Origin of the sequence: Coleofasciculus sp. C1-SOL-03 (genome assembly GCF_040220555.1) — a bacterium.
Classification (GTDB): Bacteria; Cyanobacteriota; Cyanobacteriia; order Cyanobacteriales; family Coleofasciculaceae; genus Coleofasciculus.
Genome location: NZ_JAVJUO010000131.1, coordinates 56,725 through 69,488, shown reverse-complemented (window position 1 = coordinate 69,488; position 12,764 = coordinate 56,725). Strand labels below are relative to the sequence as shown.

Below are 12,764 nucleotides of genomic sequence, written 5' to 3'. Positions count from 1 at the left end.
AAATGACCAATGACGAATCAACTAAATCGACGTTTTAGAGCCTCTCGCGCTTGTTCACGGTCATCGAAGTGAATTTTTTCTGTCCCTAATATTTGATAGTCTTCGTGACCTTTTCCGGCAATTAGCACCCCATCACCCGGTTTGGCGTCTAAAATAGCCGTGCGAATCGCTGTGGCGCGATCGCTAATTACGAGTGGCTCTACCGTCTCTGGAATCCCTTCTAAGATATCTTGAATAATCCGTTCTGGGTCTTCAGTACGGGGATTATCGGAGGTCACCACCGCGACATCAGCTAATTCTGCGCCAATTTTCCCCATCTTCGGACGCTTGGTGCGATCGCGATCGCCTCCACATCCAAATACGCAAATCATTCTCCCCTGAATAAACGGTCGGGCGGCTTTGAGCAGGTTCTCCAAACTATCTGGCGTATGGGCATAATCGACAATTACGCTAATATCTTGATCCGGTTGAAGTTGCACCCGTTCCATCCGCCCCGGTACTCCTGGAAATTGGTTTAAGGCGGTGACGACTGTTTTGAGATCTAATCCTAAATTTAACACTGCACCAATCGCAGCCAAGACATTGGACAAATTGTACTGACCGACCAAGGGCGAATTAAATGTCACTTCACCCACTGGCGTGTGTAGTGTTCCTTTAACACCAATCAGTGTATAAGTCAAGTCACTCGTATACAAATCTGCCGAGGTATCCTGAACACTGTAACTCCAAGTGTGATCGCGTCCAACTTGTGCGATTAAGCGTTTACCGTAGGGATCATCGGCATTAATAATCGCTTTGCCGTGCAGATAATCGGAATTAAACAATAATGCCTTTGCCGCAAAATAATCCTCCATATCCCGGTGGAAATCCAAATGGTCTTGGGTGAGATTGGTAAATACAGCGACATCAAACTCACAGCCTAACACCCGACCTTGTGCCAAGGCGTGAGAACTTACCTCCATCACCCCTAACTCACAGCCTGCTGCTACGGCTGAACGTAACTGCTGTTGTAGTTCTACGGGAAATGGTGTGGTGTGAACCGCCGTTTGGGAAAATCCTTGCCATCGGGCATAAAGGGTGCCAAAAAGGGCAGTAGGACGTTGGGCTTGGGTGAGGAGAAATTCAATCAGATGAGTTGTCGTGGTTTTGCCATTCGTACCCGTAACACCCACTAACTGAAGCTGGCGGGTGGGGTAGTCGTAGAACGCCGCTGCTGCTTGGGCGCAGGCGACTGTCATGTCAGTGGCACAGATAATACAGGGTGGTTCAGTATCAGGTTTTGGCTGAGGGGGGTGTTTTTGTGCCGCTTGGGGAGAAATTAACGCCGCCACAGCACCCGAGGCGATCGCACTTTGCCAAAATTCCCCACCATCGACACGGGTTCCGGGCATTCCAATAAACAAATTGCCAGGTTGACAGGCGTGGGAATTGGTACAGATTCCTGTGATTTGGGCGTCAAGTGCTGGATGATTCGGCATTTCCACCACGGTAGGAATTGCCCTTAGTAGGTCATGTAGCTTCATCTCAATCAACTCCTCACGATAAGATAGGGGTAAAGGAGAACCTTAGATTAGCCGTCCTGTTGCTTGGTAGGATTACACAGACGCGATCGCATCCCGATCAAGGTGCTCAAAGAACACTAGTACAAGAAGGCAGAAGTCCGAAGGCTCCATGGCAGAAGGCTATAAGGAACATAATGTAGCTGCTTTTAATCCGCTTGTTAACTGGTTAGTATTTGAAGCCGCGCTGCACTAGATAAATCCTACCTAAACTGATTAAATACCTTAAACTGCAAAGTCGAAAGCAAAAGACGCTGATTTACAGTGTATTGGCACAAAAACCCCCCATCCAACCGCAACCCGATGCGTACACCCAGTCGGCTGCTGTTCTTTGCGGCTTACAAATATTTCTGTAACGTTTTTTCCAACTGCGGCACACTCAAACGGGGTGAAGGGCGAGGAAGTGGTGTTTCTTTACCGTCTTTGTGATAACACAGCACAGGCACTTGATATTGATAAGCCTGGAACCAATCGTCTCGCTGGGTAATGTCCCGCACCTCTAGCTGAAAATCTAACGTTTGAATTTGTTCCAGCTTTTCTTGTAAACCTTCGCACAGATGGCAACCCGGTTTGCTGTACAAAATTAAGGTGTCATTCGTCATTGGCTATTGGTCAACAGCATCTAGAGCAATAAAGACGGGGAGGTCTTGCGTGAGAGGGTGTTGGACGTGTCTGGTTGGGTTTCGCTAACGTTAACATCCGCCTGTGTCCCATCACCTTATTCCCCAGGATAGAGCGCCCTCGGTAGGACTCGAACCCACGGCCAAAGGATTAGAAATCCCTTGCTCTATCCACCTGAGCTACGAGGGCATAGATTTATAATACAAAAATTCAACCCCTAACGGGCAATAGTCATCGACCAATCGATTCAAATTTTAGCGATCGCCGTTGAACTTGCCTGTATGCTGGGTAGCAGATATTTAAGATATCGTTGATTGTAGCATTGTAACCGACATTGGTTTTTGCGTGTAGCGAGGTGCTTTTCTAGATATTGAGGAAACTAAAGACTCAAGCAGCTTGAGGTCAAGGTAAACTACTATAGACCACCATAGTGGAAATACCTGTGTCAACCACCCCACCCATCCCTTAGAGCCTGGATGAGGGATCTAGCCGTGAAAAACAGATGAGTTATCAGTTTAGGGGAATGGCTCATAAACTGGATGTACTTGTCTGTCACTCGCTCAAATCCCAGACAACAAAGATGGTTAATTAGATTACAGCTTGTCCTGTAGTACCCCCCTAGCCCGGTCAGGAGTCATTTGCCAGTGTTATGTTTATTCTGAAAAGGCAGGATGTTGAAATTTCTAGCATTCAGCACCCGAAGCGAGAGCAGCAAATCCCGATTCTCAATTACCAGGGGCAAACCTTTCGCCTGATTAGTGTGTTTCGCGCTCATCAGGAAGAAGAAGCCCGCTCCTTCTGGCGAGATTTGACAGATAATCAGGGAAAAGCTTGTGTTTTACTAGAAGAACCTGACCGCTTTAGTGTGTGGGGAAAAATCCGTCTGGAGCAACTCGGTGCAGAAGGCGGTCCGGATACCAAAATTGCTCCCTATACCCAAGCCTGTCTCTTACTCCTGCAAACGGTTTACCTGGATGTTGAAGATTTACTCGGAAATAGGCAGGCGGGATTGTTTCAGAAGGACATCACGGATGTCTTTCAACAGTGGCATTTTCCCCAAGCCGATTCGCCGGAAGCCGTGAACCACTTACTGACGGTTGATCCGCTCAACACCCTGCAAGTTCCACCGTGGGAAGAACACCATCTGATCACCCTATTACAGGAACTCTATCGCTTGGGCAAGGAATACTTTGGCAATGCGAATTTTGCCGAAGGAGTGGGCGAGATTTTGCAGGATATGCCTACAGCTGAGCAAAGTCAGTTTATGGAGTGGCTCAAATCCTCTCCCCTAGGAAAATTGTGGCGATAAGGGAACACTAAGGATAAATAAATGTATCATCGATGGTTGCCAAGATGGAATTTTAGGACGCCAGCCGTTAAGTTTAATAAATAACGTATTGTGTAATTGCCCTGGTTAGAGATCTCAAACTAAAGAAAGCATTATGAGCAGTTCTGTAGATAAGTCCTCTAAAACTAAATCCCTGCTGACCGGTCAGAATATCGTCTATATAGGCATTGGGTGGGCAGTAGTGTCCATACTGTTTTTTCTACTGTTTAGCGTCAAACCACCGGGAGAAGAGTATCCCTTTTGGTACTCATTTAGCACTTATGTCCTAGAGTGTTTACCCTTTTTGGCAGCTGCTTTACTCTGCTATAGAAATTGGCGTAGCCCTCAGATTGCTAGTGGACGTAATGTCTGGCTGGGAATTGGTTTAGGGATGCTGTTTTACTTTATCGCTAATTTGATCTTCGGGGTATGGGAGCTATATTTTGGTCTTGACCCCGATGTATCTCCGGCTGATTTCTTTTACGTGATTTCTTATATCTGTATTGGTTGGGGCATGATTTTAGCGGTTCTGCCAAGGCGCTTAAACTTAGAGTGGAAGCAGTGGGTAACGGTGGGATTAATCGCTGCTTTGGGGATTGCCTTAGCCGTTTGGGTTTTATTAGCTCCTCCTGTAGCCGGAGAGTCGCAGGGAAATTCTGGGTTGCCGACAACTCAGCCAGCAACAGCGATAGAATCGCCCCTACTTTTTGCTTCTATTTCACCACCGATTGCAGTTAACCCAACTGAAGCAGCCGGAACGGCTGAAGCTGAGGTTCCAGAAGCGGCAAACTTGCCCAGTTGGGTTATTTCCCTGGATAACGCCCTGAGTCCTCTATCGAAAACGCTGAATTTTGTCTACATCGTTTTCGATGTCTTCCTACTCATCATCGCCTCAACACTTTTGTTAGCATTTTGGGGGGGGCGCTTTGCCCAATCATGGCGCATGATTGCAGCGGCAACGTTTTCCCTCTACATTGCGGATATGGGGTTTAAAGCTTATGACGCTCTGGCTAAGGCTCGTGGTCAGGAATATGAAAGCGGAGGTCTCCTGGATGTCTTCTTTATATTTAGTGCCGTACTTTTTGCCATAGGCGCTGCCCTGGAATATGACGTCTCCAGTCGTTCTCGTCGCGGTTCACGTCGGCGAACTTAAAATTAGCTATGAGTCCAAGAAAATTAACTGAAACCGATAAAAAAAATATTTTGAACTTGTATCGACAGCCAGAAGAGACGACCTCAACCCTGGCTGATCGTTATGGTGTAAGTAATTCAACGATTAGCCGCTTGCTTAAAAGCACGTTGTTGGAATCGGACTATGAAGCACTCATCCAGCAAAAGCGAGCCAATCGCACGCCAGGGTCGGGGACATCAACAACAGCGAAGCCCAAACCCAAGCTAGTGGAACGGATTGAACCCAAGTCATTATCAGTTACTCCCTCACCCCAACCCTCGGCAAAATCGGCAGAGGAAGAATCAGACGAGGACGAATTAGGATCTGAGTATCCCCAACGTCGGCGGCGCAGACGTTCTTCTGTAACCTTTCCCTCTGATGCCGAGTCTCAGGCAAAACAAGGGGAGTTGCCTTTGGAGTTTAATCGCACCGAAACTCAACGGGATACAGAAGACTCCGACGATCTGCTTGAGGACATGGATCAGGCAGAAACCAGTCCCTTAGAGGATTTGCTGGATGAAGATTTAATGGATTTAGATGATGAGGATTTAGATGAGGATTTTGAGGAAGATTGGGACGAAGACGAGGACGAGGACGATACGACGACGCCAGAACCTCTGACCACGAGTCACGTTCCCAGGGGGGCAAATATTCAGGTCTTACCCTTGTCGGAAGCGTCTTTTCCCAAACCTTGCTATTTAGTGATCGACCGTTCCGCTGAATTAATTGCGCGACCTCTGCGAGAATTTAGTGACTTGGGAGGTATTCCGGCTGAGGAAGTCCAGCAACAAACGTTACCAGTGTTTGATAATCATCGGGTGGCACGCCGCTTTTCCAACCGTTCCCAGCGCGTGATTAAAGTGCCTGATGGGAAAATGTTACAGAAAACCTGTTCTTATCTACAAGCCAAAGGCATTACCCGCCTTTTGATTGATGGTCAGGTCTATTCGTTGTTAACGGCGTCGTTGCTGGAATAGATTTTGTTATTTGTCATTTGTCCTTTGTTAGGAAACAGGGAACAGGGAACAGGGAATAGGGAACAGGGAACAGGGAACAGGGAACAGGGAACAGGGAACAGACAATGGGCAATCGGGAATGGGCAATGGGCAATGGGCAATCGGGAAAATAGAGTTTTGAGTTAACCTCCTCATCTCCCCCAGCTTCCCCAGCTCCCCCCGCTCCCCATCTCCCAGACGTTCCACCGATGTGGCACAATAAAAGGCGTGATTTATCGGTTATCAGGTAATCAAAGTGAGTCTGACTGCCCAAGCCCCTAAGACTGTCCGCCGCGTTGTTTTTCCGTTTACCGCCATCGTGGGTCAAGACGAAATGAAGCTGGCTCTCCTGCTGAATGTCATTGACCCCAAAATTGGTGGGGTAATGATTATGGGCGATCGCGGTACGGGTAAGTCCACCACCATTCGGGCGTTGGCTGACTTGTTGCCAGAAATTGAAGTGGTTGCCGACGATCCCTTCAATAGCGATCCCAACGACCCGGACTGGATGAATAGTAATGGAGGAGGACAATCTGCTCCAACCGTAAAGAAAAAAGTGCCGATGGTTGATTTGCCCCTGGGCGCAACCGAAGACCGAGTGTGCGGCACAATTGATATTGAAAAGGCATTAGCCGAAGGAGTGAAAGCCTTTGAACCCGGACTGTTAGCCAAAGCCAATCGCGGTATTCTCTATGTGGATGAAGTGAATCTACTTGACGATCACCTCGTTGATGTGCTATTGGACTCGGCTGCCAGTGGTTGGAATACCGTCGAACGAGAAGGGATTTCCATTCGCCATCCGGCTCGTTTTGTGTTAGTGGGTTCTGGCAACCCGGAAGAAGGAGAACTGCGTCCGCAACTCCTCGATCGCTTCGGTATGCACGCGGAAATCCGCACCGTCAAAGAGCCAGGGCTGCGGGTCAAAATTGTGGAGGAACGAGCCGCGTTTGACAAAAATCCATTGGATTATATCAAAGCACACCAGGCAGCCCAAGAGACATTACAGCAGCAAATCGTCACAGCCCAGACCCAACTGTCTGACGTGGAAATGGACTACGACATGCGGGTGAATATTTCTGAGGTTTGCTCAGAATTGGATGTGGATGGATTGCGCGGGGATATTGTCACCAATCGTGCTGCCAAAGCCCTGGCTGCTTTTGAAGGGCGCACGGAAGTCACAGTGGATGATATTCGTCGGGTGATTACGTTGTGCTTACGTCACCGCCTGCGGAAAGACCCCTTGGAGTCGATTGACTCAGGCTATAAGGTGCAAAAAGCCTTCTGTCGTGTCTTTGGGTTGGAGGTAGAATCAGAAGCCGATGCCGCCATGGCAACGAGTGGATCTCGTTAAGGCGTCTTTGGGGATTTGTGAACAACCTACACCAGGCTGACGCTAGGGTGTAGGTTTTGAGATTTCCCAGGGGGCGAAGTAACCCCGCGCAGTATATCAAGGGCGCAAGCCTTGCGTCCCTACGCACGGGCTTCAGGGAGACTCCCAGGAATAGGTGGAAATGGTAGTGGGATGAACCTATTAAAGTGGAATGGAAACACGTTTTTTCCCTTGGAGCATTCTGCCCTCTACCTCCTGCCTTCTTGCACAAGTTCCTTATGAAAGAACCACTGATTGAATTAAAGGGAGTCTCCAAGTCCTTTGGGGGTAACGTCATCCTGGATAATGTTGATCTGACCATTTATCAGGGCGAAGCCTTAGGTATTATTGGACCTTCTGGAACAGGTAAATCTACCATTCTACGCATGATGGCGGGTTTAATGCCCCTGGATGGGGGTGAAATCTATGTGCAAGGACAAAAGCGTTCGGGTTTAATTGAAGATGCCAAAGACCCAATTGGCATCGGTATGGTATTCCAACAATCCGCTCTGTTTGATTCCCTGAGTATCCGTGAAAATGTGGGATTTTTTCTTTACCAGCATTCTAAATTGTCTGAGGATCGCATTCGGGAATTAGTCGATGAGAAGCTAGAGATGGTGGGGTTACCCGGAATCGCCGATCAGTATCCGGCTGAACTCTCAGGCGGGATGCGTCGGCGAGTGAGTTTTGCCCGGGCGATTATGACGAACCCCGATCATCCCCAAGACAATCCCGAAATTTTACTCTATGACGAACCCACGGCTGGACTTGACCCGATCGCCTCTACTGTCATTGAGGATTTAGTCCGTCAACTCCAATGTGTTGAAGGCGGATGTAAGACTTATGTGATGGTCACTCACCAAGATAGTACAATTCGCCGTACCACCGACCGAGTTGTTTTTCTCTACAAAGGCAAGGTACAGTGGCAAGGTCCGATCAGCGAGATTGATACAACCGATAATCCTCTGGTGCGACAATTTTTCAGTGCTAGTACCAGCGGACCAATTCAGGTGGTTGGTTAGGATGGGAGTAAGGGAGTCATTAGTCATGAAGCTATCGGTCTCAGGCGGGACATTTTGGTTGGGAAAGGGAACAGGGAACAGGGAACAAATTTGTCCAGGCTTGGGTTGGTAGCCGTCATGAGGATAACCCATCAATTCACCACACAAGGGTACAGTGAGGAGAAACCATGCGATCGCGAACCATTCGAGAAGGCTCCGTTGGCTTATTAATTCTAGTGGGACTAGCCGTGCTTGTCGGTTTGGCGGTTTGGATTCGGGGGTGGAAATTTGGCGATCGCAGTTACAGCTTTGTGGTTAACTTTCCCAACGTCGCCGGGATGAAAGAAGGTGCCACGGTGCGCTATCGCGGCGTTGATGTGGGCAACATTACCGATATTCAAGCCACCACCAATGGTGTTGATGTCACCATCGAAATTGAATCAGAAGACTTAGTGATCCCAGAGGATGTTGCTATTGAAGCCAATCAATCTGGTTTAATTGGGGAAACCTCAGTAGACATTACTCCCCTGCGGGAATTGTCCTCAAATATCCAGTCGATGGAGCCTCTGAGTTCTGAATGTAATTCGGATGTGATTATTTGTGAAGGTGAGCAGATTCAGGGTGAGATTGGGGTGAGCTTTATTGAACTTCTCCGCAATACTGAGCGCTTAACCACTATCTATACTGATCCGCAATTTTTTAATAACATCAACTCTCTGGCTCAAAATGCCTCCCTCGCCGCCAGTGGTATTGCTCAACTTGCGGGTGAATTATCCTTATTATCTCGTTCCGTGCGTCAAGAAGTCGGCGGTTTTTCTCAGGCGTCTGATGCGATTACCACAGCGGCTACCCAGACAACTCAACGCATTGGTAATACGGCAGAGCAATTTAGCCAAACCGCCGTGCAACTGAATCGATTAATTGCCTCAACCAATGATTTGGTCAGCAGAAATCGGGCAGTTTTAGTCGGCACGTTAACCAGTGTAGGTCAAACCAGCGAGCAGTTGCGCGTTCTGTTAAGCGACTTGAGACCCACCCTAGAAAATGTCAACACGACGATTGATTTGGTCAATGCACAAGTCGATCAAGCGGATGTCAGCACCATCATTGAAAACGTCGAAACCGCCTCCGAAAATTTAGCTACTCTCTCCGCTAATGCGGCTGAGGTATCTGCTGATTTACGCGATATTTCCAATTCCCTGGACAGTCCCAGCAATGCGTTAGTCTTACAACAGCTATTAGACTCAGCGCGGGTAACATTTGAAAATACGCAAAAGATTACATCGGATTTGGAAGATTTAACCGGTGATCCGGCGTTCCGTCAAAATTTTAAAGAGTTAGTCAACGGATTGAGTGAACTTGTTTCTTCTACGGAACAGTTGGAACAGCAACTTGAGGTAGCACAAGTTGTCGAATCCGCCAGTGCTGAAATTACAACGGCGGCGGTTAATGTTGTGGATCAATCCCGTGAACTGAGTCCCAATTCTATCGATGAGGAGTTGGCTAAGTCTCAACCTCAACGGAATCACCATCACCCTATCCTGAGGAAATTGCCGCCAATTCCGAAAAAGTCAGCGGCGGATACGGAGTGATCGGTGAACTGCTCCGGCTTACGTAGTAACTTGTCACTTTTATCGGTTGGGTTGGCACAAGATTACAGGCTAAAGCCCCTACTACAAACCCATTAATGGCTAAGTCCAGTCATCTTGGCTCTCGACAGACTTGGGTTGCTTGTAAACGTGACCCTGGCTGTGGATGTGACGGGTTAACTCAAATAACCTGTCTTCGGTCAAACTCCACTGCTGGAGAATCCGTTCTAGCCCCTGTTGAATCTCTCTAGCACCAGGAAACCGAGAATAGCGAATCCGTAATCGCGCCAATTCTGTCAACTGGTAATCTGTCGGATCGGCTTTGATTTCCAAGAGACGATCTACTAGGGCGCGATCGCTCTTTTCTTGGGGATGGTTTTGATCTTTGTTTTCTAAGACTGATGACATAAATAATCTGACTTGACTTTTTTGCCGTTATTCTTTATACGTCTGTGGTCAGTTCCCCTGAGATGTTACAGAGTTTAAAGTTCTGTAACTTTATGCTCAAACAGATGAGAAGGCTGCGGTAAACTAAGCCTTAATCCATCGTAGTATCCCCCGCTATTCCCAATTCGGGTTAGCGTTGGGATAATATCAATCAATTACCGATAACTCTCGTTTGGAGCCGTTATTCTATGTCTCATAGCGTCAAAATTTACGACACTTGCATTGGTTGCACCCAATGTGTGCGGGCTTGTCCCCTGGATGTGTTGGAGATGGTACCCTGGGATGGCTGTAAAGCTGGTCAGATTGCCTCGTCTCCACGTACCGAAGATTGCATCGGGTGCAAGCGCTGCGAAACCGCTTGTCCGACTGATTTCTTAAGCGTTCGGGTTTATCTTGGCGCTGAAACCACCCGCAGTATGGGTCTTGCCTACTAAGGGTATTTTAAGACCAATCTATATCATTGTAGGGATATGGCGGCATTGCTGTTCAAGCTGTGGCTTGCATGGTAAAGCTGCTGTGTCCTTACCAGAAATTGCCAGGTTTTCATGGAGATACAAAAAGGCAAATTTAGAAGGGATACGATCTGCCGTGTCCCTTCGACATAAGTGGTTTAACGGTCAAGTCTGTGTAAGTCCTGGTAACGATTCTTGACGTTCCCACGGGTTGCCCTCTAGCCTGTATCGCATAAGATGTTGAAGGCATCATGTTTGAGGAGTGAGCGGTTCAATGTGTGGAATCGTCGGTTATATTGGTACGCAACCCGCGACAGATATTTTAATGGCAGGGTTAGAACGCCTCGAATATCGAGGCTATGATTCGGCGGGAATTGCCACCGTCTGGGAAGGGAAAATTGATTGCACTCGCGCTAAAGGCAAACTCTATAACTTACGGGAAAAACTAGAACGCACCGATAACCAAGCCAGACTCGGTATTGGACATACCCGTTGGGCAACTCACGGGAAACCCGAAGAATATAATGCTCACCCCCATACCGACACCCATCAGCGCGTGGCGGTGGTGCAAAATGGCATCGTAGAAAACTATCGGGAATTACGGGACGACTTGAAGAAACGGGGACATGAATTCCGTTCTGATACCGATACCGAAGTGATTCCCCACCTGATTGCCGAATTTCTCGGAACACCCTCAACTCCGGAGTTTCAACACCCCAGTTCTTTCCTCCCCAGTTCTTTCCTAGACGCCGTGCGCCAAGCGGTGAACCAACTCCACGGTGCCTTTGCGATCGCGGTGATTTGTGCTAACTATCCCGATGAACTGATTGTCGCCCGACAACAGGCTCCCTTAATCCTGGGATTTGGTCAAGGGGAATTTTTCTGCGCCTCGGATACTCCCGCCCTTGTCCCCCATACCCATGCGGTGTTGAACCTAGAGAATGGCGAACTGGCACGGTTAACCCCCTTGGGGGCAGAAGTCTATAATTTTAACGGGGAACGTCAACGCAAATTCCCCCGCACCCTCAACTGGAATCCCGTCCAAGTGGAAAAACAGGGATTCCGTCATTTCATGCTCAAAGAAATTTTTGAGCAACCGGGTGTAGTGCGAACCTGTTTAGAGGCTTATGTTAGCAGTGATTGGTCTGTGGGTGAAAATGATAGCATCACCCATCAAACCCCAGTCACCGGAGACATGCCATCCCCCACCACGCCGATACAATTGGGACTGTCAGAGTCATTGTATGAAAACTTAGAATACGTTCAGATCTTGGCATGTGGGACCAGTTGGCACGCCAGTCTGGTGGGGAAATATCTGATCGAACAACTCGCCGGAATTCCCACGATGGTACAATATGCCTCAGAATTCCGCTATGCCCCCTCACCCTTGACGCGCAATACCCTCACCATCGGCGTCACCCAATCTGGCGAAACCGCCGATACCCTAGCCGCCTTAGAAATGGAAAAACGACGGCGTACTGGTTTAGGCGTAGAGTATCAGCCGCGACTGGTGGGAATTACTAATCGTTCCGAAAGTTCTCTGGCACATTTAGTCCCCCATATTATTGAGACGTTTGCGGGAATGGAAATTGGTGTGGCGGCAACGAAAACCTTTGTTACTCAATTAGTGGTATTTTACTGTTTAGCGTTGGATTTAGCCTATCAACGGCAAACCTTACCCCCGTCAAGGATTGCCGAAATCATTGCTGGGTTGCGCCAACTTCCCTCCCAGATTGAGGTGGTGTTATCCCGTCAGGAACATTATCTGGAAGAATTAGCCCATGAGTTTGCCGAAACCCAAGACTTTATCTTTTTGGGACGCGGGATTAACTTTCCCATTGCGTTAGAAGGGGCGTTGAAACTCAAGGAAGTCAGCTATATTCACGCTGAAGGGTATCCAGCGGGAGAGATGAAACATGGACCGATCGCCCTGTTAGATGCTAAAGTTCCCGTGGTCGCGATCGCCATGCCCGGTACAGTATATGAGAAGGTGCTATCCAATGCCCAAGAAGCCAAGGCGCGGGATGCCCGATTGATTGGCGTGACCCCGATGCATGATCCAGAAGCCGCTCAAACCTTTGATATTTTATTATCGGTGCCTGTGGTAGAGGAGTTACTGTCGCCGATTTTGGCCGTGATGCCCTTACAGCTTTTGGCATATCATATTGCAGCGCGGCGCGGTTTAGATGTGGATCAGCCCAGGAATTTGGCAAAATCAGTCACGGTGGAATAA

The 12,764-nt window shown here is 48.3% G+C and carries 11 protein-coding genes and 1 tRNA gene; 8 read left to right on the top strand and 4 right to left on the bottom strand.

Annotated elements, in window-relative coordinates; genetic code table 11:
* Positions 1-17 precede the first annotated feature (17 nt).
* The 3 genes from RIE73_RS20525 to RIE73_RS20515 all read right to left on the bottom strand — a co-directional run bounded on the left by RIE73_RS20525 (position 18) and on the right by RIE73_RS20515 (position 2,369).
* Entirely contained in the window at positions 18-1,523 is a 1,506-nt protein-coding gene (locus RIE73_RS20525) for a UDP-N-acetylmuramoyl-L-alanyl-D-glutamate--2,6-diaminopimelate ligase (protein WP_446402940.1), read from the bottom strand.
* A gap of 374 nt (positions 1,524-1,897) precedes the next feature.
* A complete protein-coding gene (locus RIE73_RS20520; protein ID WP_446402939.1) occupies positions 1,898-2,161 on the bottom strand; it encodes a glutaredoxin family protein in 264 nt (87 codons plus the stop codon).
* Between the two features lie 134 nt (positions 2,162-2,295).
* Positions 2,296-2,369 (bottom strand) — tRNA-Arg (locus RIE73_RS20515).
* 460 nt (positions 2,370-2,829) lie between these two features.
* Here RIE73_RS20515 and RIE73_RS20510 point away from each other — a divergent pair.
* From RIE73_RS20510 to RIE73_RS20485, 6 genes are all read left to right on the top strand, one after another.
* Positions 2,830-3,489, top strand: coding sequence for an Npun_F0813 family protein (locus tag RIE73_RS20510; RefSeq protein ID WP_446402938.1), 660 nt, complete (start codon positions 2,830-2,832; stop codon positions 3,487-3,489).
* A gap of 133 nt (positions 3,490-3,622) precedes the next feature.
* A complete protein-coding gene (locus tag RIE73_RS20505) occupies positions 3,623-4,660 on the top strand; it encodes a hypothetical protein (protein ID WP_446402937.1) in 1,038 nt (345 codons plus the stop codon).
* Between the two features lie 8 nt (positions 4,661-4,668).
* The gene (locus RIE73_RS20500) at positions 4,669-5,655 is read left to right on the top strand and encodes a hypothetical protein (protein WP_446402936.1); all 987 of its coding nucleotides are present in this window, start codon (positions 4,669-4,671) and stop codon (positions 5,653-5,655) included.
* A 274-nt stretch (positions 5,656-5,929) separates the two neighbouring features.
* On the top strand, positions 5,930-7,024 hold the full coding sequence (gene bchI, locus RIE73_RS20495; protein WP_446402935.1) for a magnesium chelatase ATPase subunit I: 1,095 nt from the start codon (positions 5,930-5,932) through the stop codon (positions 7,022-7,024).
* Between the two features lie 257 nt (positions 7,025-7,281).
* Complete coding sequence (locus tag RIE73_RS20490; RefSeq protein WP_446402934.1) at positions 7,282-8,064, top strand: ABC transporter ATP-binding protein; 783 nt, start codon at positions 7,282-7,284, stop codon at positions 8,062-8,064.
* Positions 8,065-8,231: 167 nt separating this feature from the next.
* Positions 8,232-9,635, top strand: a complete 1,404-nt coding sequence (locus tag RIE73_RS20485; RefSeq protein WP_446402933.1) for an MlaD family protein — start codon at positions 8,232-8,234, stop codon at positions 9,633-9,635.
* A 99-nt stretch (positions 9,636-9,734) separates the two neighbouring features.
* On the opposite strand, the gene RIE73_RS20480 is transcribed toward RIE73_RS20485, so the two are convergent.
* Entirely contained in the window at positions 9,735-10,040 is a 306-nt protein-coding gene (locus RIE73_RS20480) for a DUF3288 family protein (RefSeq protein WP_446402932.1), read from the bottom strand.
* A gap of 227 nt (positions 10,041-10,267) precedes the next feature.
* On the opposite strand from RIE73_RS20480, the gene psaC reads away from it, so the two are divergent.
* Entirely contained in the window at positions 10,268-10,513 is a 246-nt protein-coding gene (gene psaC / locus RIE73_RS20475; protein ID WP_006616272.1) for a photosystem I iron-sulfur center protein PsaC, read from the top strand.
* A 292-nt stretch (positions 10,514-10,805) separates the two neighbouring features.
* The gene (gene glmS / locus RIE73_RS20470) at positions 10,806-12,764 is read left to right on the top strand and encodes a glutamine--fructose-6-phosphate transaminase (isomerizing) (RefSeq protein ID WP_446403053.1); all 1,959 of its coding nucleotides are present in this window, start codon (positions 10,806-10,808) and stop codon (positions 12,762-12,764) included.